The sequence below is a fragment of the Pseudomonas sp. WMBT8 genome (assembly GCF_050916005.1).
Classification (GTDB): domain Bacteria; phylum Pseudomonadota; class Gammaproteobacteria; order Pseudomonadales; family Pseudomonadaceae; genus Aquipseudomonas.
Genome location: NZ_CP188096.1, coordinates 1,517,374 through 1,541,397, shown reverse-complemented (window position 1 = coordinate 1,541,397; position 24,024 = coordinate 1,517,374). Strand labels below are relative to the sequence as shown.

At 60.6% G+C, this 24,024-nt stretch carries 25 protein-coding genes; 12 read left to right on the top strand and 13 right to left on the bottom strand.

What is annotated here, in order from left to right; all coding sequences use genetic code 11:
- Positions 1 to 3: 3 nt before the first annotated feature.
- Together ACO77H_RS06865 and ACO77H_RS06860 are read left to right on the top strand one after the other, a co-directional pair.
- Positions 4 to 552: a hypothetical protein gene (locus ACO77H_RS06865; RefSeq protein WP_172313378.1), complete on the top strand. Its 549-nt coding sequence runs from the start codon at positions 4 to 6 to the stop codon at positions 550 to 552.
- 42 nt (positions 553 to 594) lie between these two features.
- Positions 595 to 759, top strand: coding sequence for a hypothetical protein (locus tag ACO77H_RS06860; protein WP_170043256.1), 165 nt, complete (start codon positions 595 to 597; stop codon positions 757 to 759).
- 45 nt (positions 760 to 804) lie between these two features.
- Here ACO77H_RS06860 and ACO77H_RS06855 read toward each other — a convergent pair whose 3' ends face one another.
- Positions 805 to 1,743, bottom strand: a complete 939-nt coding sequence (locus ACO77H_RS06855; protein WP_169955575.1) for an aspartyl/asparaginyl beta-hydroxylase domain-containing protein — start codon at positions 1,741 to 1,743, stop codon at positions 805 to 807.
- 206 nt (positions 1,744 to 1,949) lie between these two features.
- On the bottom strand, positions 1,950 to 2,924 hold the full coding sequence (gene cysK, locus ACO77H_RS06850) for a cysteine synthase A (RefSeq protein ID WP_169955574.1): 975 nt from the start codon (positions 2,922 to 2,924) through the stop codon (positions 1,950 to 1,952).
- Positions 2,925 to 3,049: 125 nt separating this feature from the next.
- On the opposite strand from cysK, the gene ACO77H_RS06845 reads away from it, so the two are divergent.
- The 3 genes from ACO77H_RS06845 to ACO77H_RS06835 all read left to right on the top strand — a co-directional run bounded on the left by ACO77H_RS06845 (position 3,050) and on the right by ACO77H_RS06835 (position 6,279).
- Positions 3,050 to 4,126, top strand: coding sequence for a DUF748 domain-containing protein (locus tag ACO77H_RS06845; RefSeq protein WP_432755183.1), 1,077 nt, complete (start codon positions 3,050 to 3,052; stop codon positions 4,124 to 4,126).
- A gap of 117 nt (positions 4,127 to 4,243) precedes the next feature.
- Positions 4,244 to 5,089: an AAA family ATPase gene (locus ACO77H_RS06840; protein ID WP_029292347.1), complete on the top strand. Its 846-nt coding sequence runs from the start codon at positions 4,244 to 4,246 to the stop codon at positions 5,087 to 5,089.
- Between the two features lie 11 nt (positions 5,090 to 5,100).
- Positions 5,101 to 6,279, top strand: coding sequence for a vWA domain-containing protein (locus ACO77H_RS06835; RefSeq protein WP_057441266.1), 1,179 nt, complete (start codon positions 5,101 to 5,103; stop codon positions 6,277 to 6,279).
- 116 nt (positions 6,280 to 6,395) lie between these two features.
- On the opposite strand, the gene ACO77H_RS06830 is transcribed toward ACO77H_RS06835, so the two are convergent.
- The 3 genes from ACO77H_RS06830 to ACO77H_RS06820 are packed head-to-tail and all read right to left on the bottom strand — an operon-like array spanning position 6,396 to position 8,751.
- A complete protein-coding gene (locus ACO77H_RS06830) occupies positions 6,396 to 7,310 on the bottom strand; it encodes a biotin-dependent carboxyltransferase family protein (protein WP_172313384.1) in 915 nt (304 codons plus the stop codon).
- The gene (locus ACO77H_RS06825; RefSeq protein ID WP_432755182.1) at positions 7,307 to 8,011 is read right to left on the bottom strand and encodes a 5-oxoprolinase subunit B family protein; all 705 of its coding nucleotides are present in this window, start codon (positions 8,009 to 8,011) and stop codon (positions 7,307 to 7,309) included. Before ACO77H_RS06825 ends, ACO77H_RS06830 begins: the two co-directional genes overlap by 4 nt.
- Positions 8,008 to 8,751: a 5-oxoprolinase subunit PxpA gene (locus ACO77H_RS06820; RefSeq protein ID WP_432755181.1), complete on the bottom strand. Its 744-nt coding sequence runs from the start codon at positions 8,749 to 8,751 to the stop codon at positions 8,008 to 8,010. The genes ACO77H_RS06825 and ACO77H_RS06820 overlap by 4 nt, the downstream gene beginning before the upstream one ends.
- A 178-nt stretch (positions 8,752 to 8,929) precedes the next feature.
- Between ACO77H_RS06820 and ACO77H_RS06815 the strand changes: the two genes are divergently transcribed.
- Positions 8,930 to 9,868 (top strand): LysR family transcriptional regulator, encoded by a 939-nt coding sequence (locus ACO77H_RS06815; RefSeq protein ID WP_432755180.1) that lies wholly within the window; start codon positions 8,930 to 8,932, stop codon positions 9,866 to 9,868.
- Between the two features lie 124 nt (positions 9,869 to 9,992).
- On the opposite strand, the gene ACO77H_RS06810 is transcribed toward ACO77H_RS06815, so the two are convergent.
- From ACO77H_RS06810 to ACO77H_RS06800, 3 genes are read right to left on the bottom strand one after another with little or no spacing between them, the layout of a single operon-like run.
- On the bottom strand, positions 9,993 to 10,535 hold the full coding sequence (locus tag ACO77H_RS06810) for a DUF2937 family protein (RefSeq protein WP_016971394.1): 543 nt from the start codon (positions 10,533 to 10,535) through the stop codon (positions 9,993 to 9,995).
- Between the two features lie 11 nt (positions 10,536 to 10,546).
- Positions 10,547 to 11,323 (bottom strand): class II glutamine amidotransferase, encoded by a 777-nt coding sequence (locus ACO77H_RS06805; protein WP_029292340.1) that lies wholly within the window; start codon positions 11,321 to 11,323, stop codon positions 10,547 to 10,549.
- A gap of 30 nt (positions 11,324 to 11,353) precedes the next feature.
- A complete protein-coding gene (locus ACO77H_RS06800; protein WP_225923868.1) occupies positions 11,354 to 11,818 on the bottom strand; it encodes an MFS transporter in 465 nt (154 codons plus the stop codon).
- Between the two features lie 90 nt (positions 11,819 to 11,908).
- Between ACO77H_RS06800 and ACO77H_RS06795 the strand changes: the two genes are divergently transcribed.
- Positions 11,909 to 13,963, top strand: a complete 2,055-nt coding sequence (locus ACO77H_RS06795) for a S9 family peptidase (RefSeq protein ID WP_170057685.1) — start codon at positions 11,909 to 11,911, stop codon at positions 13,961 to 13,963.
- On the opposite strand, the gene ACO77H_RS06790 is transcribed toward ACO77H_RS06795, so the two are convergent.
- The gene (locus tag ACO77H_RS06790; protein WP_169955567.1) at positions 13,960 to 14,244 is read right to left on the bottom strand and encodes a hypothetical protein; all 285 of its coding nucleotides are present in this window, start codon (positions 14,242 to 14,244) and stop codon (positions 13,960 to 13,962) included. The genes ACO77H_RS06795 and ACO77H_RS06790 overlap by 4 nt on opposite strands.
- Before the next feature lie 81 nt (positions 14,245 to 14,325).
- On the opposite strand from ACO77H_RS06790, the gene ACO77H_RS06785 reads away from it, so the two are divergent.
- The gene (locus ACO77H_RS06785) at positions 14,326 to 15,012 is read left to right on the top strand and encodes a spermidine synthase (protein WP_432755179.1); all 687 of its coding nucleotides are present in this window, start codon (positions 14,326 to 14,328) and stop codon (positions 15,010 to 15,012) included.
- A 12-nt stretch (positions 15,013 to 15,024) separates the two neighbouring features.
- Here ACO77H_RS06785 and rarD read toward each other — a convergent pair whose 3' ends face one another.
- Positions 15,025 to 15,909, bottom strand: a complete 885-nt coding sequence (rarD, locus tag ACO77H_RS06780; RefSeq protein ID WP_170043250.1) for an EamA family transporter RarD — start codon at positions 15,907 to 15,909, stop codon at positions 15,025 to 15,027.
- 622 nt (positions 15,910 to 16,531) lie between these two features.
- On the opposite strand from rarD, the gene ACO77H_RS06775 reads away from it, so the two are divergent.
- The 3 genes from ACO77H_RS06775 (at position 16,532) to ACO77H_RS06765 (ending at position 17,921) form a co-directional block, all read left to right on the top strand.
- A complete protein-coding gene (locus ACO77H_RS06775; RefSeq protein ID WP_038448187.1) occupies positions 16,532 to 16,906 on the top strand; it encodes a YajD family HNH nuclease in 375 nt (124 codons plus the stop codon).
- Between the two features lie 136 nt (positions 16,907 to 17,042).
- Positions 17,043 to 17,510, top strand: coding sequence for an RNA methyltransferase (locus ACO77H_RS06770; RefSeq protein ID WP_032863501.1), 468 nt, complete (start codon positions 17,043 to 17,045; stop codon positions 17,508 to 17,510).
- Positions 17,511 to 17,579: 69 nt separating this feature from the next.
- On the top strand, positions 17,580 to 17,921 hold the full coding sequence (locus ACO77H_RS06765; protein WP_169955564.1) for a YgaP family membrane protein: 342 nt from the start codon (positions 17,580 to 17,582) through the stop codon (positions 17,919 to 17,921).
- Positions 17,922 to 18,059: 138 nt separating this feature from the next.
- On the opposite strand, the gene ACO77H_RS06760 is transcribed toward ACO77H_RS06765, so the two are convergent.
- Both ACO77H_RS06760 and ACO77H_RS06755 read right to left on the bottom strand, forming a co-directional pair.
- Positions 18,060 to 19,292 (bottom strand): hypothetical protein, encoded by a 1,233-nt coding sequence (locus tag ACO77H_RS06760; protein WP_432755178.1) that lies wholly within the window; start codon positions 19,290 to 19,292, stop codon positions 18,060 to 18,062.
- Between the two features lie 12 nt (positions 19,293 to 19,304).
- Complete coding sequence (locus ACO77H_RS06755) at positions 19,305 to 19,754, bottom strand: YcgN family cysteine cluster protein (protein ID WP_029292333.1); 450 nt, start codon at positions 19,752 to 19,754, stop codon at positions 19,305 to 19,307.
- Positions 19,755 to 19,907: 153 nt separating this feature from the next.
- Here ACO77H_RS06755 and ACO77H_RS06750 point away from each other — a divergent pair, with 153 nt between their 5' ends.
- On the top strand, positions 19,908 to 20,501 hold the full coding sequence (locus tag ACO77H_RS06750) for a nitroreductase family protein (protein ID WP_169955562.1): 594 nt from the start codon (positions 19,908 to 19,910) through the stop codon (positions 20,499 to 20,501).
- Between the two features lie 71 nt (positions 20,502 to 20,572).
- Here ACO77H_RS06750 and ACO77H_RS06745 read toward each other — a convergent pair whose 3' ends face one another.
- A complete protein-coding gene (locus tag ACO77H_RS06745; protein ID WP_432755177.1) occupies positions 20,573 to 23,995 on the bottom strand; it encodes a hypothetical protein in 3,423 nt (1,140 codons plus the stop codon).
- Between the last annotated feature and the right edge of the window lie 29 nt (positions 23,996 to 24,024).

The window sequence follows — 24,024 nt, the reverse complement described above, 5'->3', positions numbered from 1 at the left end:
CCAATGCCAAAAAAACGCGACCCCTTGCGATACCAGCTCTACCGATCAAAAGCCTTACGCCTTGTGAATGCATCGACTCAACAGTGGTACAAAAACCTGAAACACACCGCCGCCCAAGGCACAGAGATCGACTTAACCCATGTCCGTTTTGAATTGATCGACAGCCATGCATTGGCTGCCTATCAGGGCTGGGCAGCAGACTCTCACTTCTCATGGGACGAGGTTGCGACGTGGAAAGGCCGTGAACCGATGGCGTTCGATTTGTCCCTCTGGTACGAAGAGGAACTCTGTGGGCTGTGCTTTGCCAATCCCAATCAAAGCCGATTGCGGATCAAGGTCATCCGCCTGGAGGGAAGACCTGGAAAATCCCACCCGTTGAAAAGCCGCATAGCTTCACTGACGATGATTGCCATCGACCATTACGCGAGAATCATTGGCAGCCAATGGATAGAGATTCAGGAGCCCGCACCCGGTGCTATTGCCCTCTATCAAAACCTGGGCTTTGACTTCGATTCACGGGGCAGGCTTGTGATAGCGGTAGAGAACGAATAGCATCGAAAAAATGTTCAATTAATGATCAATTGTGGAGGCTGCATGGGAGAACTTATTAAAAAACCCGGCGCCCGAAAAGCGTCGTCCAAGGCCCGCCAGGAACTTAAAAGCACTGTACTGACTGCCAATCAGCGCCGTTTTCTAAACGCGGCCATGGCCGGCAACGTTGAAGAACCAAGCCTTTTGGCGGGTCACCCGGAAAAATAAAAGTCATAAAAAAACCGCTCATACGAGCGGTTTTTTTTGAACCCATCAGCCAAATAACCAATACACCAACGCCACAACCACCACCGCCGCCAGCACCGGCCGCATGATGCGATAGGCTTTGGGGTGCTTGCGCTTCCACTGCTTGACCACCCCACTGAAGCGATCGCTGAAGCTCTTGCTCCAGGCATAGGCCTGGTTGATCCCGCCCACGCGCTCGTCATCCAGGTTCTGCGGCGCGGTTGCGCGGCCCAATTGGGCACTGACCCAGCGATTGACGCGAGTCATCAACCGGTTGCTCAGTGGCCGCTCGATGTCACAGAACAAAATCACCCGGGTCTTCTCGGTTTCGTTCTTCACCCAGTGCACGTAGGTTTCGTCGAACATCACGTCTTCGCCATCGCGCCAGGCGTAGACCTGGCCATCGACGAAAATGCGGCAGTCGTCGGAGTTGGGCGTCGACAACCCCAAGTGATACCGCAGGGAGCCGGCAAACGGGTCGCGATGGGGGTTGAGGTGGCTACCGCCCGGCAACAGCGCGAACATGGCGCCCTTGACGTTGGGAATGCTGCTGACCAGGGCCACGGTCTTGGGGCACAGCAACTCGGCCGATGGCAGCGGTTTGTCGTACCACTTGAGGTAGAAGCGCTTCCAGCCCTTCTTGAAGAACGAGCCAAACCCGGCATCGTTGTTCTTCTCGGCAGCGCGGATATAGCCTTCGTCGAACAGGTGCATGGCCTCCTCGCGGATCACCTCCCAGTTGTCCTTGAGCACATCCAGTTCCGGGAACTTGCTGCGATCCAGGTAGGGCTTGGACGGTACAGCCGAGAAGATGTACATCAACGCGTTGTACGGGGCGAACAGCGCCGAATGGTTGACGAACTGGCGCAGCACCGGCAAACGCGCCTTGCCGCGCAAATGCACGTAGAGCGTACTGCCGATAAACAGCAACAGCACCGACAGCTTGGCGGCCAAAGAAAAGGTCATGCAGCAACTCCTGGAAATAGCCTCCCGGCAGCGGGAAACCAGACATAGCAGCCGGCCATGATAAACACTCCGGGCCGGAGGAAAAACCCGCGTCATCCAACAATCCGTTTTAAGGGGCGCGCGGCGAGCAATCAATTATGCATAAGGGGCATAAAACCGGGCTGATATGGATCAACTCGATTTCCCTGGAACGGCACCTACCAGGGTCAGGCCTGGTTTTCCTGGTCGGTGAACAGATCGCTGAACAACATACTCGACAAGTAACGCTCGCCGGAGTCCGGCAGGATCACCACGATAGTCTTGCCCTGCATTTCCGGTTTCTCGGCCAGGCGCACCGCAACGGCCATCGCCGCGCCACAGGAGATCCCGCACAGGATGCCCTCTTCCTGCATCAAGCGCAGGGCCATGGCCTTGGATTCCTCGTCACTGGCCAACTCCACCCGGTCGACCATCGACAGGTCGAGGTTCTTCGGCACAAAACCGGCACCAATGCCCTGGATCTTGTGGGGGCTGGGCTTGATTTCTTCACCGGCCAACGCCTGGGTAATCACCGGCGAACTGATGGGTTCCACCGCCACCGAGAGGATCGGCTTGCCCGCCGTGTTCTTGATATAGCGCGACACGCCTGTGATCGTCCCACCCGTGCCGACGCCCGCCACCAGTACATCCACCGCGCCATCGGTGTCGTTCCAGATTTCCGGGCCAGTGGTTTTCTCATGGATGGCCGGGTTGGCCGGGTTGTCGAACTGCGCCGGCATGAAATAGGTCGCCGGGTCGCTGGCGAGGATTTCGCCGGCTTTCTCGATCGCGCCTTTCATGCCCTTGGCCGGCTCGGTCAGCACCAGTTCGGCGCCCAGGGCCTTGAGCACCTTGCGCCGCTCGATACTCATGGACGCAGGCATGGTCAGCAACAGTTTGTAGCCACGGGCGGCGGCGACAAAGGCCAGGCCAATCCCCGTGTTGCCCGAGGTCGGTTCGACGATGGTCATGCCTGGCTTGAGTTTGCCGCTGCTTTCCGCATCCCAGATCATGCTCGCGCCAATCCGGCACTTCACCGAATACCCAGGGTTACGCCCTTCGATCTTGGCCAGGATGGTCACGCCACGGGGCGCGATACGGTTGATCTGAACCAGGGGCGTGTTACCGATGGAGTGCGCGTTGTCTGCAAAAATGCGGCTCATGGCGGGGTCCTTTAGGCAGTTTTCATGAAGGCAACAAGGGTATGCCTCGTACTCCAAGGCGTCCAGTCGAGGAACGTTGCCGCTGCCGGCGTAGTCAACCGCCTATACACAGGGAGGAAAAACCCATGAAGCGTCGCTACAGTTGGCCGATATGGACGGTCGCCGGGCTGGTGGTCGTGCTGGTGGCACTGGACATCGCACTGCCCTACCTGGTGCGCAACTACCTCAATGAAAAACTCGCCGACATGGGCGACTACCGTGGCCAAGTGACGGACGTAGACCTGGCCCTGTGGCGCGGCGCGTACCGGATCAATGGCCTGCAGATCGTCAAGGTCGACGGCAAGGTGCCCGTACCGTTCGTCAAGGCGCCGGTCATTGATCTGTCAGTGAGCTGGCATTCCTTGTGGTACGACCATGCGGTGGTGGCCCAAGTGCAATTCGTCAAGCCAGAGCTCAACTTCGTCGACGGTGGCGCCAACAAACAGGCGTCCCAGACCGGTCGTGGCACCGACTGGCGGGCGCAACTGGGCAAACTGCTGCCCATCACGCTCAACGAAGTGCGCATCGACGACGGCAAGATTGCCTTCCATAACTTCAACTCCAAACCGCCGGTCAACATCGGGGCCACTCAGGTCAACGCCAGTTTCTACAACCTGACCAATGTGGTGGACGTCGAAGGCAAGCGCGATGCGCGCTTTGACGGCAAGGCCCTGTTGCTGGGGCATGCGCCGCTGGAAGCCAGCGCGACTTTCGACCCGCTGAGCAACTTTGAAGACTTCGAGTTCCGCTTTCGCGCCCGCGACATCCAGCTCAAGCGCATGAACGACTTCGCCTCGGCCTACGGCAAGTTCGACTTCAATGCCGGCACCGGCGACGTGGTAATCGAGGCCCAGGCCGAGAAAGCCCAACTGACCGGCTATATCAAGCCACTGTTGCGGGATGTGGAAGTCTTCGACTGGCAACAGGATGTGCAGAACAAGGACAAGGGGATTTTCCGCTCGATCTGGGAGGCCGTGGTCGGCGCCAGCGAAACCGTGCTGAAGAACCAGAGCAAAAACCAGTTCGCCACCCGAGTCGAGCTCAGTGGCAGCGTTCACCAGCAAAATATCAGCGCGTTCCAGGCGTTTTTGCAGATTTTGCGCAATGGTTTCGTCCAGGCGTTCAACGCCCGCTACGAACAACCCAAACCCAGCGCCGATTGAACCTGGCGTGACTGGTCATTCAGAGACTGAATAACCCGTCTGCGTTCACAGTCACCGGGGCTGCGCGCTATAGTCGCAGGCATGCTGACTACCGGCGTCATGTTCGAGGATTGAGAAATGAAGTTCGAAGGCACCCAGGCCTACGTTGCCACCGATGACCTGAAATTGGCCGTCAACGCTGCCATCACGCTGGAGCGCCCGCTGCTGGTCAAGGGCGAACCGGGTACCGGCAAGACCATGCTCGCCGAACAACTGGCCGAATCGTTCGGCGCGCGGTTGATTACCTGGCACATCAAGTCCACCACCAAGGCGCACCAGGGCCTGTATGAATACGATGCGGTCAGCCGCCTGCGCGACTCGCAGCTGGGTGTGGACAAGGTCCATGACGTGCGCAACTACCTGAAAAAAGGCAAGCTGTGGGAGGCTTTCGAGTCCGAAGAGCGGGTGATCCTGCTGATCGACGAGATCGACAAGGCCGATATCGAGTTCCCCAACGACCTGCTGCAAGAACTCGACAAGATGGAGTTCTACGTCTACGAAATCGACGAGACCATCAAGGCCAAGAAACGCCCGATCATCATCATTACCTCCAACAACGAGAAAGAGCTGCCAGACGCGTTCCTGCGTCGCTGCTTCTTCCACTACATCGCCTTCCCCGACCGCACCACCCTGCAAAAAATCGTCGACGTGCACTACCCCGACATCAAGAAAGACCTGGTCAGCGAAGCGCTGGACGTGTTCTTCGACGTGCGCAAGGTGCCAGGTCTGAAGAAAAAGCCTTCCACCTCCGAACTGGTGGACTGGCTCAAGCTGCTGATGGCCGACAATATTGGCGAGGCGGTGCTGCGCGAGCGTGATCCGACCAAGGCCATCCCGCCACTGGCCGGCGCCCTGGTGAAAAACGAGCAGGATGTGCAACTGCTTGAGCGCCTGGCGTTCATGAGCCGTCGCGGCACTCGATAAGGGCTTTTGCCATGCTGCTCAACCTGTTCAATGAAATGCGTGCAGCCAAGGTGCCGGTCTCGGTGCGTGAGCTGTTGGACTTGATCAACGCCCTGAAACAACGGGTGACCTTCGCCGACATGGACGAGTTCTACTACTTGTCCCGGGCGATCCTGGTGAAGGACGAGCGCCATTTCGACAAGTTCGACCGGGCCTTTGGGGCCTACTTCAACGGCCTGGAAAAACTCGACGATCACCTGCAGGCGCTGATTCCCGAAGACTGGCTGCGCAAGGAGTTCGAGCGTTCGCTGAGCGATGAAGAGCGCGCGCAGATCCAATCCCTGGGCGGCCTGGACAAGCTGATCGAAGAGTTCAAGAAACGCCTGGAAGAACAAAAGGAACGCCACGCCGGCGGCAACAAGTGGATCGGTACTGGCGGTACCAGCCCGTTCGGTTCCGGCGGTTTCAACCCCGAGGGCATTCGCGTGGGTGATGCCGGCAAGCGCCAGGGCAAGGCGGTCAAGGTCTGGGACCAGCGCGAGTACAAAAACCTCGATGACTCGGTGGAGCTGGGCACACGCAATATCAAGGTGGCCCTGCGCCGCCTGCGCAAATTTGCGCGCCAGGGGGCGGCCGAGGAGCTGGATATCGACGGCACTATCGACCACACCGCCCGCGACGCCGGCCTGCTGAATATTCAGATGCGCCCGGAGCGGCGCAATACGGTCAAGCTGCTGTTGCTGTTCGACATCGGCGGCTCGATGGATGCCCACGTCAAGACTTGTGAAGAGCTGTTCTCGGCCTGCAAGACCGAGTTCAAGCACCTGGAGTACTTCTACTTCCACAACTTCATTTATGAGTCGGTGTGGAAGAACAACATGCGCCGCACTTCCGAGCGCACCTCGACCCAGGACCTGCTGCACAAGTACGGCGCCGACTATAAGGTGATCTTTATCGGCGACGCGGCCATGGCACCTTACGAAATCACCCAGGCCGGTGGCAGCGTGGAGCACTGGAACGAGGAGCCGGGGTATGTGTGGATGCAGCGGTTCATGGAGAAGTACAAGAAGCTGATCTGGATTAACCCTTACCCGAAAGACACCTGGGGCTATACCTCGTCGACCAACATCGTGCGGGATTTGATTGAGGACCAGATGTATCCGTTGACCTTGCGCGGGCTTGAAGAAGGGATGCGTTTTCTCTCTAAATAGGCGGTGAATTCACCGCCGCTATCGCAGGCAAGCCAGCTCCCACAGTTGAATTGCATTCACAAATCAAAAGATGTGAACGCCGCTCAACTGTGGGAGCTGACTTGCCTGCGATGCCTTTAGCGATTCGTAAATCGCTGCAAATAGCTCAGATGCTCGCGATGCGCCGTCTCCTGCATCACCGGCGCCAGCCTCACCTTCTCCCCCGGCAGGCACTGCGCCAGGCGCGCCAACGCCAATGGCGTCAACGCCCCCAACCGCGGATAGCCGCCAATGGTCTGGCGATCATTGAGCAATACAATCGGCTGCCCATCCGGCGGTACCTGGATCGCACCCAAGGGGATGCCTTCGGAGATCAGCGACGGCCCCTGATACGCCAACGGCGTGCCCAGCAAGCGCATGCCCATGCGGTCGGCGCGGCTGTCCACGGCCCATTCGGTATTGAAGGCATCGAACAGGCTCTGGCCGCTGAACTGGCCGATCTGCGCGCCGAGGATCACGTCCAGGGGCGCGGTAGCTTGCAACCGCTCAACCGGCAACTCCCGCAACTGACTGCCGGTGCCGGAATACCCCAGGGCCGCACCTTCGGCCAGGGCCCGGCCAAAACCGTCCAGCCCGCCCAGGGCTTCGCGCCCGACGCTGGCACAACTGCCCAGCACCTTGGGCGCGTCAAACCCGCCCGGCGCCGCCAGGTAAGCCCGCGCACCACGGTGTGGCTGGGTGAAACGCAGACGCTGGCCTTTTTGCAGAATGAAACTGCGGCCAGGGCTGATGGCGCGTTCGTCGATATACGCCCCCAGGTCCGCACCGGCCAGGGCCAGCACGCACAGCGCCTCGGCCTGCACGGTAAAACCGCCCAGGGTGATTTCCACCACCGGCGCATCCAGCGGGTTGCCCAACAGCCAGTTGGCCCAGGACATCGACACCCAATCCAGCGCACCGCCCTGGGTCACGCCCAGGTGCCGCACACCAAAACGCCCGGCATCCTGCAACAGGCACAGCGCGGTGCTGGCCTCGATCAACAAGCGGCTCATGCCTGGGCCTCCAAGGGCGTGTCATCGCCACCCAGGTTGATGAACTCAGCGCGACCGATAGCTTCGAAACGCACGCTGTCGCCTGGCTGCATCAGGCTGTAGCCGTCGCGCTCGCGGTCGAACAGTTTGGCCGGGGTGCGGCCGATCAGGTTCCAGCCACCAGGAGATTCCACCGGATAGGCTGCGGTCTGGCGCTCGGCAATGCCGACGCTGCCCGGCGCCACCCGTTTGCGCGGGGTGCCCAGGCGCGGCGCGGCAAGCTGTTCTTCCACCAGGCCCATAAACGCAAACCCAGGAGCAAACCCGAGGGCGAAGACCTGATAGTGATGCTGGCTGTGGCGGCGAATCACCTCGTTGACCGCAAGCCCGCTACGCTGGGCGAGCAAGGTCAGCTCAGGGCCGACGCTCAGGTCGTACCACACCGGCAATACATGACACTGCCCACTGCCCTGGGCCTGCGGCTGCAAGTCCGTCAGGGCGTGATCGATCAGTTCCCGGGCCTGTGCCGGGCTCAGTGCCAGCAGGTCGTAATGCACCATCAGCGTCGTGTAGGAAGGCACCAAATCCACCAGCGCCGCGCCAAACCCCTCGCGCAGCCGGCGCGTGGCAGCAAGCATCCAGGGCATGTTGTCTTCGGCGATCACGTCAAACAGGCGCACCATCAGACAGTCGATGGCGACTACTTCAATCCGTGGCTTCATGCTGGCGTCAACGCCTGGCGAATGCGCTGCACCGCCGCCACCGAGCTGGCGTTATCGCCATGCACGCAGAGGGTGTTGGCTTGCAGCAACAGCGGGCTGCCATCGCTGGCGACCAGGGTTTGGCCACGGGCAATGGTCAAGGCCTGCTCAAGGATGACCTGCGCATCGTGATGCACCGCGCCCGGTAACTGGCGCGAGACCAGGTGCCCGGCGCTGTCGTAGGCGCGGTCGGCGAAGGCTTCGAACCACAGGGTCACGCCATATTCATCCCCCAGGGCCTGGGCGGCGCTGTTGTCGCGGGTGGCCATCAGCATCAACGGCAGGCTGGCGTCGTACGCCGCCACGGCCTGGATCACTGCGCGCAGTTGCGCAGGCTTGGCCATCATGTCGTTGTACATCGCGCCATGGGGTTTGACGTAGCTGACCCGGCCACCCTGGGCCCGGCAGATACCGTCGAGGGCACCGATCTGGTAATGCAACAGGTCCTGGAGTTCCTGGGGCGCATAGGCCATGGAGCGGCGGCCGAAGCCTGCCAGGTCCTGATATGCCGGGTGCGCACCTATCTGCACGCCATGCTGCAACGCCAGGGCGACGGTCTTGCGCATGATGCTCGGGTCGCCGGCGTGGAAACCGCAGGCGATATTGGCGCAATCAATGAATGGCATGACCTCGGCATCCAGACCCATGGTCCAGGCGCCAAAACTTTCGCCGATGTCGCAGTTCAGTAGCAGGCGGCTCACACTGAAGACTCCTGTAGGCTTTATTTTTTTGTAGTGTGGGATCTTTTACCAAGATCCCGCAACGATGTTGTCCTGAGCCCCGACGACGCTTATCGTGAGACTGCCCGATTTTTGGCGCGCAGCCCCTGCTGCGTCCAACTAATAAAAACCGATCCATGCATAAGAAAAAGTTGATCCCATGAATTTGAAGTTCCTCGAAACCTTCGTCTGGGTGGCCCGGCTCAAGAGCTTCCGGCTCACCGCAGAGAAGCTGTTCACCACCCAGGCCTCGATCTCCAGCCGCATTGCAGTGCTGGAAAGCGAGCTGGGGGTGAAGCTGTTTTTGCGAGACTCGCGTGGCGTAAGCCTGACCCCGGACGGGATGAAGGTGCTCGATTATGCCGAACAGATGATGGTCACCATGCAGGGGCTCAAGCAATCGCTGGAAACCACCAGCAGCAAGGTCGGACGCATCCGCATCGGCGCAATGGACACGGTGATCCACACCTGGCTCAGCCCGTTGGTGACCGAACTGATGGACAACTTCCCCTTGGTTGAGATCGAATTGGTCGCCGATACCGCGCTGAATCTCTGCGATCAGCTGCAAAAAGGCTTCCTCGACTTGATCCTGCAAACCGACCTGATGCGTCAGGAATCGGTGCGCAGCCTGGAACTGGCCAGCCACCCCATGGGCTGGATAGTCGCCAGCCACTCGATCTACAACCGCGACTACGCCTCCCTCGCCGAACTGGCCCAGGAACGGATTATTACCTACTCAAAAAACTCCCATCCCCACCAGGACGTGTTGAGCCTGATGCAGGCCCATGGCGTGGCGGCGCCGCGCATGAACTGCGTGAACTCGGTGTCGGCCATCACCCGCCTGCTACGCGACGGCTTCGGTATCGGCGCGTTGCCGCCGGTGCTGGTCAGCGAAGAATTGGCGCGGGGCGAGTTGCTCGTGCTGCCGATGGCGCAGCGCTTGCCGAACCTGCAGGTGGTGGTGTCGTGGCGCGTGGGGGTGGAGTTGGTGGAAGAGATTGTGGCGTTGTGCCAGAGCGTAGTGGCGCGGTATGCCGAGGAAGTGGGTGAAGAGCGCATGGTGCTCAACCAACCAAACCCGCTGAGGACACCCGATTAAACCTGTGGGAGCTGGCTTGCCTGCGATGCAAGCACCTCGGTACATCAGCTGCACCGGGGTGACGCCATCGCAGGCAAGACAGCTCCCACACAAACCCGCTGCAACCTTGGGATTTGTGGCGTAGTTACAGGCCCTTGAGGTCCCGCTCTTCAATCGGCCGGCTCTGGCGCAAGCGCTTGCCGCCCAGCACCACCCAGTCGATCAGGCGGAACAGGCACTCCAGGCCGAACGACAGCAGCATCGCCCCACCCAGGCCCCAGCCCATGGCTTCGGGGGTCAGGAGGATCTGGTAGCTGTAGCCATTCCAGGTTTCCCGGCGGATATCCGGGTCGGCGGCCACCGCCACCTGCAAGGCGCGGATGTACCACGGCCCCTGCATGGCCTGAAATTGCTTGTCCAACGCCACCTGGCGATCGAGCAAAGTGCCGAGGCTGTTGGCATCGCTGCGGAACACCGGGTCATCGCTGGCACGATAATGCGCCACCAATGCTTGCAAATCGCCATTGAAGAACTGCTGGGCCGTGCTTTCAAAACCGCGCAAACCGGTCTGGGCTTCGATCAGGTGGGCCTCGACCCGCTTGGCGTAGTCGTTGATAAACCCCGGGACTTGCACCCCGACCAACAAACCGATGGCAAACAACACCAGGCGCAGATAGCTGAGCAACATAATCGACGTCCTTATGCGGTTGTGCCCTGGCGCACGCATTCGCCGCGCCGCCACAGGCTCCACTGGCCCGGTTCGTAGCGGGTCCAGGTCTCGTTTTCGGTCAAGGGTTCGGTGGCAATCACCGTCACCACATCGTTTGGCGTGGTTTCAGCCTGAAAATCGACGATCACGTCGACATCTTTCAACCGTGCAGGGCCAAACGGCGCACGGCGAGTGATCTGCGCCAGCTTGGTCGAGCAGTAGCAGAACAACCAATCACCATCACTGAGCAGGCAGTTGAACACGCCCTTGCTGCGGTATTCGGCGCAGGCCGCGATCAGGTCCGGCAGCACTTGCTCGATATCCACCGGTTCTGGAAACGCCTCGCGGATGCGGTTGAGCAGGTCGCAGAACGCCGCTTCGCTGTCGGTATCGCCCACCGGGCGGTAGAACGTGGCCTGGGGCGTGAAGTCGGCGAGTTGGCCGTTATGGGCGAAACACCAGTTGCGCCCCCACAGTTCGCGCACGAACGGATGGGTGTTGGACAGGCTCACCTTGCCGACGTTGGCTTGGCGGATATGACCAATCACCACTTCACTTTTGATCGGATAACGCTGCACCAGCAGGGCCACTTCCGACTCGCTGCTGGCCGCCGGGTCCTGGAACAGCCGCAGGCCACGGCCCTCATAGAAGGCAATGCCCCAGCCATCGCGGTGTGGCCCGGTGCGCCCACCGCGCTGCATCAGCCCGGTGAAGCTGAACACGATATCGGTCGGTACGTTGGCACTCATGCCCAATAATTCACACATGCCAGGACTCTCGATGCAGGGCTTACAACGTTAAAGACGCGGCTCGACCCGCATACCACTGACCGGGGCCGGCGCACGGCCATAGGGCTCGTCGTCCTCAGGCTCGGCCGCGACCGCTGCCGCAGCGGCGGCCTTCTGCTCACGCCGGGCCTTGGCGGCACGCTCGATGGGCCAGCGAATCAGCACAAAGACCAGGTACAGGCCAAAGGCGATCATGGCGTACATCAGCAAATCGGACACCGCCCGCCAGGCGTTATTGCCCACTTTGAGCAACAGATCCAGGGCGGTGATGGCCACGGCCGGAGCGAATTGCTCCTTGACCGGGTCGACAATGGTCGGGCTCAACAGCAGCACTGCCATCAGCAACCGCAGCGGTTCGCGCAGCCAGCGCCAGATCCAGCGGGTCAGGCGAAACCACACCAGCAGGCAGCCCAAAGCGGCGAAGGCGTAGAGGCCCCAAGCGGTCAGATAGTCGTTCTCGGTCATGGTGTCCATGGCAAGGTAGGCAAACAGGCCCGTATGATAACGGCTTTTGAGTGCCACGGCTGCAATGCCGTCGGCCCGCCACCAGACAGAGAGTGATCCATGCCTTCATCGACCCACGCCGCTGCCGCCCCGATTGCCCGCCAGGACTCAGGCCAGGACCCGTATGCCTGGTTGCAGGAACGCGACAACAGCGAGGTGCTCGACTACCTCAAGGCCGAAAATGCCTGGCAAGAGGCGCAGCTTGAGGACCAGAAAGCGTTGCGCGAAAGCCTGTTCCAGGAGATCAAGGGCCGTATCCTCGAGACCGACCTGTCACTGCCCTCGCCCTGGGGCCCGTACCTGTATTACACGCGCACCACCGCCGGTGACGAATACGCGCGCCATTACCGCTGCCCGCGCCCGGCCGACGACAGCCAGCAGATCGATGAAAACGCCGAAGAACTGCTGCTGGACCCAAATGTGCTGGCCAATGGCGGCTTTTTCTCCCTCGGCGCCTTCAGCATCAGCCCGGACCACAAGCGCCTGGCCTACAGCCTGGATACCAATGGCGAAGAGATCTACACCCTGTACGTGAAGGAATTGTCTTCGGGCAAGGTCAGTGAACTGGCCTTCGAAGACTGCGATGGCAGCATGACCTGGGCCAACGACAGCCTGACGCTGTTCTTCGGTGAACTGGACGACACCCATCGCCCGCACAAGCTGTATCGCTACCGCCTGGACGGTACCGCTGCCGAAGAAGTGTTCCACGAGCCCGACGGCCGCTTCTTCCTGCATTGCTACCGCTCCAGTTCCGAGCGCCAATTGCTGCTGTCCCTGGGCAGCAAGACCACCAGTGAAATCTGGGCCCTGGACGCCGAGCAGCCGCAACAGGCGTTTGCCTGCCTGGCGCCACGGGTTGAAGGCCATGAATACGATGTCGATCACGGCAAGCTGGACGACCAATGGACCTGGTTTATCCGCAGCAACCGCGATGGCATCAACTTTGCGCTGTTCCAGGCGGCCGACACCGGCGGCGTGCCCACCGAAGACCAGTGGCACAACCTGATTGCCCACGATGACGCGGTGATGCTCGATGGCGTGACGCTCAATGCCCGGGCCATGACCCTGAGCCTGCGCATTGGCGGCCTGCCGGTGATCGACGTGCACCCACAAGGCCTGCCGGCTTATCGCGTGGAACTGCCGGACGCGGCCTACAGCCTGTATGTGCAAAACAGCCTGGAATTCGACAGCGACAAAATCCGCCTGCGCTATGAAGCACTCAATCGTCCGGCCCAGGTCCGCCAATTGGAGCTGGCCAGCGGCGCGCAGCACGTGCTCAAGCAAACCCCGGTACTGGGCGTGTTCAATGCCGACGATTATGTCAGCCAGCGGCTGTGGGCTACCTCTGCCGATGGCACCCAGGTGCCGATCAGCCTGGTGGTCAAGCGTGACCAGGTGGGCCAGCCGACGCCACTGTACCTGTACGGCTACGGCGCCTACGGCTCGAGCCTCGACCCGTGGTTTTCCCATGCGCGCCTGAGCCTGCTGGACCGCGGCGTGGCGTTTGCCATTGCCCATGTGCGCGGGGGCGGCGAATTGGGCGAAGCCTGGTACCGCGCCGGCAAGCAGGAGCACAAGCAAAACACTTTCAGCGATTTTATTGCCTGCGCCGAACACTTGATCGCCGAGGGCCTGACCACCTCCAAGCAACTGGCCATCAGCGGCGGCAGCGCCGGCGGGCTGTTGATCGGTGCCGTGCTCAACCAGCGCCCGGAGCTGTTCCAGGCAGCCATTGCCGAAGTGCCCTTTGTCGATGTGCTCAACACCATGCTCGACCCGGACCTGCCACTGACCGTCACCGAATATGACGAATGGGGCAACCCTCAGGAACCCGAAGTGTACGAGCGGATCAAGGCCTATGCGCCGTACGAAAATGTCAGCGCCCAGGCCTACCCGGCGATGCTGGTGATCGCCGGCTATAACGACAGCCGCGTGCAGTACTGGGAAGCCGCCAAGTGGGTGGCCAAGCTGCGCGCCACCAAGACCGACGACAACCTGCTGCTGCTCAAGACCGAACTGGGCGCCGGCCATGGCGGCATGAGCGGGCGTTACCAGGGCTTGCGTGACGTGGCCCTGGAATACGCCTTTGTGTTCAAGGCCCTGGGGCTGGTTTAAGAACCCGCCGCCTTGGGCTTGCTGTCGTTTTGCTGCAAGCCGGGCAAGGTCTGGTCCTTGGGCGGCTTGGGCATTTCAATCGGCGGCAACAATGGCGCCCCGCTACCTTGTGGCTTGGGCGCCGTTGGCGGCGTGACTTGCGGATAGGGGGTCGGCGTGGCAGTGCCCGGCGCCCCCGTGGTGGTCGCCGGCGTGTTCGGCACGGGTTGCAACTGCTGGGCATGTGCGGCACCCAATGTGAGCACACTCCCTACAATGACCGCTAGAATGCTGCACTTCATCGATGGCTCCATGGCCTGACTGTTAACCAGTCCCAAGGCTACTCCCAACCGCGCAAGAATGCCCTTCCCAATGAGATTTCCATGAAACGTTTCGTGCTGCTCGACACCACCCCGATCCCCGATAACGGCGGCGCCCTGTGCCTGTTCGAGTACGGCGAGGATTTTGTGATCAAGATCCAGGGCGGTGACGGCGGGCAATTGATGAACACGCGCATGCACGGCTCCGAAGATGCCCTGGCCGAAATCCCCTGTCGCAAGGTCGCCGGCCGCCCTGGTTCACGGGTATTGATTGGCGGCCTGGGCATGGGGTTCACCCTGGCCTCGGCGCTCAAGCACCTGGGCAAGACGGCCGAAGTGGTGGTGGCTGAATTGGTACCGGGCGTCGTGGAGTGGAATCGCGGCCCGCTCGGGGAAAAATCCGGCAACCCGCTGCTGGACCCGCGCACGGTAATCCGCCTGGAAGACGTGGCCAAGGTGCTGCAAGCCGAGCCCCAGGGCTTTGATGCAATCATGCTCGACGTCGACAACGGCCCCGAAGGCCTGACGCAGAAAGCCAACAGCTGGCTGTACTCCGCCGGTGGCCTCAGCGCCTGCGCCAAGGCCCTGCGCCCCAAGGGCCTGCTAGCCGTGTGGTCGGCCAGCGCCGACAAGCAGTTCAGCGACAAACTGCGCAAGGCCGGCTTCAAGGCCGAGGAAGTGCAAGTGTTTGCCCATGGCAACAAGGGCACCCGGCATACCATCTGGATTGCCGAGAAACTCAAGGGCTGAACGGCGCGCCGCTCAGATCGAGCGACGCAGTCGACTCAGGTGCCGCAAGCCTTCCAGTACCAACACCACCACCGCCAGCCAGATGGGCAGGTAGGTCATCCACTGGCCCGGCTTGAGGCTGTCGCCCAGCATCAACGACACCGCCACCAGCAACACCGGCTCAGCGTAACTGAGCAGGCCGAACAGGCTGAAGGGCAACAGGCGGCTGGCCAGGATGTAGCAATAGCCTGCCGCCGCGCTGACCAGGCCCATCACTGGCACCAGCCAGTACAACGCCGGGCGCTGCGCCAGCGTTTCGCCAATGGGTTGGCCGCCGAGGATGAACCACAGCGCCACGGGGATCATCAGCATCATGTCCAGCCACAATCCGCCCAGGTTGTCGGTGCCACAGCGCCGGCGCAGGACGAAATACAGCGGGTAACCAACACACACCACCAGGGTGGTCCAGGAAAACCCGCCCGTGCGGTACAACTCATTGCCCACGCCCACTGCGGCCAACACGGCGGCAATCTTTTGCAGATGGGAAAGGCGTTCGCCATAGACGATACGCCCGGTGATAACCATGGTCAGCGGCAACAGGAAGTAACCCAGGGAAACGTCCAGGCCATGGCCGTTGAGCGGCGCCCACATGAAGATCCACAACTGCACACCCACCAACGCGCTGGTCAGCACCACGCAAGGCAACAACCCCGGCTTGTCGCGCAAGCGCTGGTAGATCAGCGGCACCCATTTCCAATCCCCGGACAGGCACAGCAGCAGCGTCATGAAGGGCAACGAAATAAGGATTCGCCAGCCAAATATCTGCTGGCCGTCCAAAGGCTCAAGAAGAGAAGTAAAGAAATACAGCACACCAAACAGCAAGGACGCGGAAACCGCCAGAACAACACCTTTAGACACAACAGCCTCTACAACAAATTGCATGTATTGAATTGAAGCTGGCAGTTGAATGTAAGCGAGACGAACATCAAAACTTATTAACGCGCACCACAAACTTACAACTCACACAGAATAGAATTCCAGAGTCATGAATTTATAAGCACAGGGTAACTCGTCGAGTTTTTATTATTGGCAAGACGCTGATCAAACTCTTCAACCAACCCGACTTCGGTGATTGGCAGCAGTACGCTCTGCACGAGCGCCTCTGATTTGAAACGCCACAACGCCAGCCGCGGGGGCTGATATCGTGATGGGAAAACCCGATTGCACGGGAAACTAACGGTCGCCAGGCAAGACCTGGCTTATTGAGAACCTGACACCACCACACAACAGCGGCAGTGGGCCAAGAGACGCCACATTAAAGAACTTGGTAAAGTTAGTCCAACACTTTCTCAGCTAAAACTAACGTTGGCCTTATTTAACTTCCCAACGGTATTCAAACACAGCGTTGGCCAGCCATTGTTAGTGTGCCCCAAGCCGCCCAATCGCCGCCCGGCGCCCGGACTGAAAAAGCCAAGGGCTTATTGCTCCGCGAGCAGCTAGAATCAACGCCATCCGTGATCCACTAAAAACAGGAGCCATGATGAGCTCAAGCAACCCGCCCTCCCACACCGCCAAGCTGGACCGTATCCTCGCCGATGCCCAGCGCGACCGGGAAATGGGCTACCGCGACAAAGCCCTGAAAATGTACCCCCACGTATGTGGCCGCTGCGCCCGTGAATTTGCCGGCAAGCGCCTCAGCGAACTGACCGTGCACCACCGCAACCATAACCATGACGACAATCCCCAGGACGGTTCCAACTGGGAATTGCTGTGCCTGTACTGCCACGACAACGAACACTCGCGCTACACCGACCAGCAGTATTTCGGCGAAGGCTCCACCAGCAGCCCGACCATTGCCAAGGCCACGCACAACCCGTTTGCGGCGTTGGCGGGGCTGATGAAGAAGGACGACTGACGGTCGTCGCTGAACGTTACGACGTCATCGCGGCGATGCGGCGCGATGACAATCGCCCAAACACGCCATTTCTATAGCGACCGCTGCTCGAGCAATCCCCGTATAATTGCGGTTTTTCTCGAAGGCACCCTCTCCCGTGGGCAATAAACGCTACAGCTGCATCGGTCTGTACAACCCCAAATCCCCCGAAAACGTCGGTTCGGTCATGCGCGCCGCCGGCTGCTATGGCGTGGCTTCGGTGTTCTACACCGGTAAACGCTATGAGCGGGCCCGGGACTTTATTACCGATACCAAGAAGGTCCACCACGATATCCCGCTGATCGGTATCGACGACCTGAAAAAGATCCTGCCCCTGGGCTGCATCCCGGTCGCCGTCGAGCTGGTGGACGGCGCCCGCCCGCTGCCCGAATACACCCACCCGGATCGCGCGCTTTATATCTTCGGCCCCGAAGACGGCTCCCTCGACAAAGAGATCCGCGACTGGTGCGAAGACGTGATCTACATCCCGACCACCGGTTGCATGAACCTCGCGGCCACGGTCAACGTGGTGCTCTACGATCGCCTGGCCAAGGGCAATAACACCCGTTCGGGCCCCAAGTACTGATTTGGCGGGAACATCCACGAACTGCCGGCAGTCAGTTGCATATCAATGGCCCTTTGTTGGAGACAGACCATGAGCGACAGCAAAACCCTCAACCCTGTAATTGAATCGACGCCGTTCCAAACCCAGCCGACCCAGAATGTCCAAGGCTGGGAGCGCATTGGCTCCTTGGCCGGTGGCGTGGTGATGATGGGCAAGGGCATTCGCCGGGGCGGTTTCTTTGGCCTGATCCAAGTGGCGATTGGCGGTGTGGCCTTGGCACGCGGGATCAGCGGGCATAGCTCGGCCAAGTCGCTGCTGGAAAAAAGCCGCCAGGATATGAACAGCGTACGCACAAAAATCGAACGCGCCGGCGAAGAACTGAAAAACCTCAAGACCCGCGCGCAAGTGGCTGCCGAAAAAACCACCCCGTGACGCAACTTGTGTGGGAGCTGGCTTGCCTGCGATGCAGGCGGCTCGGTCTTTTAGTCAGACCGAGGTGATGCTATCGCAAGAAAGCCAGCTCCCACACAAACCCAGTGCCTACACAAGCTGTGTTTGCACCATTGAGTTTCAGCGCAGCAGTTTGCTGTCGAGCACCACCGAGGATTCGCCAATCACGCTTTCGGCCAACTGCACAAATTCCCTGGTCGTGATGCTGTCCAGGCGCATCAGCGCCTGCGTCAGGTCATCCAGGGAACGCTTGTTGTGGGTTTTCAGGCGGATTTCGCGATCCAGTTCCTGCAACACCACCACCGCCCGCGCCACCGTGGCGCCGCTGACGTGCTCGCCGCGCAAGGTCGTCACACCCTTGCCGTCCTTGCTCAAGCGCGCCTGTACTGCCTCATAACGCTCGTCGCTGATGCCACCCGCGCGGCGTAGCAGTTCAATGGAGTAATACTCGGCAAGCCCTTCGCTGATCCAATCGCTGCCCTGATGGTCGTTGAACCGGCCGATGGCCTGCACCACTTCGCGAATCAACGGGCTACTGCCGTTTTCGCTGACCAGCGGCGTGCGGCTATTGAGGTACACCGAATCGCGCCCGGAAAACGCGCCACGGCGCATCGGATCACTGGCCCCCACGACCAGCAGTTTGGCCGGATGCCGGGGAAACGCTGCTTGCACCTGGGGCCAAACGAATGTCAGCAACGTCAACACGTCCATGCGGCGCATGGCCTGGCCCTTGGGCGAGGTCACGGTGATTTCAGTTTCGCCCAGGCGTACCCGGCGGCTGCCCAGGTTACCGGCGAGCATCCAGCCCGTGGGCCGGTCGAACAGACGGGACACGTTGTCGATACGGAACTTGTGCTTGCCGATCCGCGGCCAGGGGGTCTCGACGCTTTTCCATCCTGGCGGCAGCTCGAAGGTCAGCCGCGACACCAACTCCACGCCGTCCTGCTGGTCAAGCCGGGCCGCAGGCACCAGGTCTTCACCACGAAACAACGCCCAGCTGGGGGTCATGCGCGATTCGTAGATGCCGGGCTTGCGCGCATGGCTCAGGCGCACGCGGTAGGTCAGGCTGGCCTTGTCCGCGCCCGGCTGCCACAGGCCACGCCGGGCCCCCGTATCGGGCGTGACCTGCCACTGGCCGTCAGCCTGGAAGTCGCTGTAGTCACCGTCGCGCCCCAGGTCGAAGTTCAGGCTGCGCACCGCCGAGCCCTCGGACAGGCTCAGGCGCACCTCGGCCTGATCGCTCTGGGGTAATAGTTTGACGTGATAGTCGAGGTCGACTTTTTTCGCCGACCATGCCGACGTGCTCAACCCCAGCAACAGCAGGCTTGCCGCCAGCCTGGCTTGGACCGTCATACGCTCTCCTTTTCAGCCTGCGCGAAAAATCAGGTAATCCTCCCAATCGTCCTCGGGCACGCTGCCTTCGCTGAGCATGCGGCCGGACTGGGAAATGCGTTCGTGGTGCACGGCGTCGCGATCACCGCAGACCAGGTGGTGCCATAGCGGCAAGTCCTTGCGCTCACTGACCAGGCGATAGCCACAGGTCGGCGGCAGCCATTTGAACTGATCGGCCTGGCCCGGCGTGAGCTGGATGCAATCGGGCACCGAGTCCCGACGGTTAGGGTAGTCGGTGCACTGGCAGGTTTTCAGGTCCAGCAATTTGCAGGCGATGCGCGTGTAATAGACGCTGTTGTCGTCTTCATCTTCAAGCTTTTGCAGGCAGCACAGGCCACAGCCGTCGCACAGCGACTCCCATTCCTCCTGGTCGAGGTGCTCAAGGGTTTTGCGTATCCAGAAAGGTTCGACTTTGGCGGCCATGGCTCTACATCAGTATCGGTAGGTGAAAAGGCCGCCAGTCTAGTGCCCAAGCCCCCTGGGGCCAAGCGCTTACGACTGCCGGTAGGGCAAGACTTGTCAGGCGCGCGGCGGCGCAGTAGCTTTGAGAGCCGTTTTTTTCACCAGGATCCGCTTATGAGCACTGAGCCACGCGTTGCCGATTACCCGATCCACCCGCAGTTCACCGAGCGTTGGTCGCCGCGTGCGTTTACCGGGGAAAGCATTCCGGAGGAAACCCTGCTGAGCTTCTTCGAAGCTGCGCGCTGGGCGCCTTCGGCCTACAACTCGCAGCCTTGGCGGTTTCTCTATGCCCGTCGCGATACGCCGCACTGGCAGCGTTACCTGGGCCTGCTCAATGAATTCAACCGTGGCTGGGCGCAACATGCCTCCGCACTGGTGATCGTGGTGTCGAAAACCACTTTCGCAGTGCCCGGCGCCAGCGAAGAAACCCCGGCGCTGTGGCACACCTTTGACACCGGCTCGGCCTGGGGCCACCTGGCGCTGCAAGCCAGCATCAGCGGCTGGCATACCCACGGCATGGCCGGCTTCGACCAGGAGCTGACCCGCAAGGAACTGAAGATCCCCGAGGGTTATGCGCTGCATGCGGCAGTTGCGGTGGGCAAGCTGGGGGACAAGGCGACCCTGGCCGACTACCTACAGGCCCGGGAAGCCCCAAGCCCCCGCCGGCCGTTGAGCGAGTTGGTATCTGCTGGTGACTTCAAGCTCTAAGCCCCCGGCTGCATAGGCCATCGCCTGGCGTATGCAGCTTGTTGAAAGCGCCAAGGTGCAGATCACGACGCTCAGGCAAGCAGGCGCGCAAAGGCCTGGCGCAGCGCCTCCCTTTGACTTACATACGCGGCCATCACCACCGGCACCATGAACTCCAACGGCTGGGAATCCATATCCACCGGGTAGATCTTCTGGTCTTTCGCCGAGTACATAAAGTTCTTCAGTTGCAGATCATTGTGATAGATATCCTTCGCTTCCATTTGCGCCAGGGCATCATCCAGCAAGGACCGTGCTTGCGGCGGCAAACTCCCTCTCTCAAAATGACTGAGCGCCACCCCATCAAGCTTGCGCATCTTTATGTATTTAAAGCCGTCCTCAATGATCCCTCTTGCAAAACCATCGCCATAATATTTATTCAGCGATATCACCTCCATGTTGAGGTAATTGGCCGAAGGTTGCAGTGAAGTAGGCCCAAGATCCTTGTAGACACTTTTGCCATCGCGGCTGGCGTAAATCACACCCTCGCCACCGGCCGCGATTTCCGGCCCCAGATCGTCCGCGACTGACACAGGCCCCGCCCCGCGCAGCGTCAGCCGCCGCCATTGATCGCCCTGGACATGCTCGACCAGCAACGGCGTTTGCCGGCCATTGTGATAGATCCGTGCCTGGACAGTGCCGTCCTCGGCACGACTGACTTGCCGGACTTCATACACCGCCGTCTGACCGGCACTGTCGATGTGGCGGATATGAGACAGATGGCCATCAGCGGCGAGATAAACCCCCTGGCTGTTGCGCGAAAGCCCGGCGATTCGCGAGGGCGCAACGCTGTACTCGGCAAACATCCGGTTGCCCAGCTCGCTACCCGGGGCAATACGCGCCATGGCCAGTGCGCCGTCCACGGCCGTGGTTTGGGCAACAAACCCTTCAAGGGGGCTACCATAGGGCCGTATCCTGTCAACATCGAAGGCATACCATTTACCGTTGCGCAGCACCGCGCCGCCTTCGATACGCCTTCCTGCAACTATGTAGGTGCCCGTTGCCGCAACACCAGACTCCCTACTGACCGCCTTCAATAGGTCATAGCTGCCGCTGCTCCCCCTGAGCTTGTTAACCGCCTGGATACCTTTGGACAATCCTTTACCGGCCAGTTGCGCACCGCCCACGGCCAAGTCGCCCAATCCTCCCAGGGGGTTAAACGCGCCAATCGTGGCCACACCGATTATCTTCGTCCCCCGTAATACCTTGGTCACCCCGGAGACAGCAGCGCCGCCCAACCGCCCCAGTTTCCCCGCCACTGCCGCGCCGGCAGTCAGGAAGCCAAAGATGTCCAGCGCCAGGTCCACAGCCCCCTCGCCGTAGTTGCCCTGCTGAAAATTGACAATCGCCGAGCGCAACGGAATAAGGTTGAGCACAAACTCTTTAACCGCCCTGGCTGTGCCCTTCTGCTCGTCCAGCGTGGTCTGCCCCCTGGCATGTTCCTTTATCTGCGGGTCATCCAGATCAAGATGCTCAACGAATACATCGGCAATGTATTGAGTACGCGGCGTCGCAAAGCTATCAAGCAACCCGTTACCCCGTGGGGTTCTTTCATTTCTCTGCTGAGGGGCACCCTCAGGGCTGAACACTTTGGTCTCGTACACGACATTGGCATTTCTTGAACTACGCTGCGCCGCCCGCCAGAGATCCACGGGCCGAATAACCCCTTGGGCAAAGTTGATTTCATAGGCTGCTGGAGGCTTTCCCTCGCGCTCAACTTTCAGCAGCAGTTCCTGGCCTTTGGGGTGCTGGGTTCTGTCGGTAAAGCCTAGGCCCAAGGTGTGGGATAGATTCTGATAGAAGGTCAGCTTTCCATACTCAAGGTTCTCCCGATCGACCACCGGCAACTGCGCGACCAGATGCTTGATGGTGATGCCGATAGCTGCCTTTTTATTTTTTATCGTGTCATCGAACGGCTGGTTGAACGCCTCGGTGGTGCCAAATCGGTGATTGGCGTTCAACTCGGCCAGGGGGATGCGGCTGTCTGCGCAATCAAATACGGCGGGCGAAGGTAGGTCCATCATGGCGATATCCAGCAGCGAATGGCGCCCAAGCAAGTAGGTTGCTGGCGTTCCAGGACCACCTCGCGGATGGCCTGTAGTACTGATCAGTTTCTCTTCAAACAACCCGCCCAGGTCGCCAAATCGTCGCTTGAGTTCGGCCAGCGCCAACTCTTTTCGACTGGGAATCGCCTTATCCAATGCCTGGCTGGCGCTGATCATTTGCCGCTGGCGGCTGTTGAAGGTGTCTTTGAGTATGTTCAGTTCCTGGTCGCTGTAGCCCTCATCATCCCGGTGCTCCAGCAGTCCATTGGCAACCCCCCAGTCCAGCAGGGCGGCCTTCTGCGCCCGCCAGGTGACGCCCGGATCAGCCAGGCCCGCACTCTCGGCCTGTTGCATGACCTGCACAAAAGTCATGTTCGGTACCTTGCCCGGCGATTGAGCTTCTATCGTGCGCGCCGCAACCGCCAGGTTTACCCAGGCCGAGCTGCCATAGGTGACACTGACGGGAATGTCCTTGATCAGGAACTCGGGGGCCATCCTGGCCAACAACAGATAGGCGCCTACCCCAGCCATCTCCGGGCGGGTCCTGCCACTAGCGCTCAGGTGCGTGCGCAACCCGTCGACCACCACTGAAGCGGGTTTACCCCAGTGCCGAGCGCTTGCCAGGTCAAAACCCGCCACCTTGGTGCGATGTGGCGCGGTGATGGATTCGGGATCCATCTGCACAGCAATGGCAGCCAGCAAATAGTCGTTGATACTGCGGTCGGTAGCGACTGTATCCATTTGCTCTTGCAGGTACTGTCCCAGCCGCTGCCCTGGCGCGCAACTGATCAGCGATTGCAGGGCCTCGATGGGGTTGCTGCGTACCTGCAGGTCGACGGGCTGCTGATCGTTCAGGTAATCCAGCACCCCCTTATTACCGAGCCGGTCCAGAGCCAGCGCGCCCAGCCTGCGTTGCTCATCAGGACTGATAGGCACCGGCCACGATAAGCCGCCGCCAAGATCGCCAAGTGGGTGCTCCAGGGCTTTTTGAGTGACCGCATCGGCGAGGCTGGCAAGGTGAAAATGGCTGGTGGGCTGGAAAAATCCAAGATGCCGGATAAAGGTCGTCAGGGTGATGCTGCTGCCGGCATCCAGCGGATAGGACGACCCAGGGTCTATGCCCATCGGGGTACTGCCCAGCGCCGCCAGCACAGCTTGCGGCGTGGCATCTACGCCCAGGCGCGTGGCGACCTCGAAGAGCTTTTGCCCCAGGACCTTCAGGTTTTCTCTGTCGGCCAGGGCAGCCTGCAGGCCAGACTTGGGTTTGGCCTGTGTCGGGATGACCGGGCCACCAGCAGCGCCAGTTGCCGGCAAAGGGTCAGGCTGCGCAAGCCTGGCGCCTTCAGCGACACGGTCAGTCAAAGACGCGGGAAACAGAGGTGTTTGCGGGGGGATAGCACGCAGATCGAACATTGAGAGGCCTCCCTGATTAAGGTCAGCGA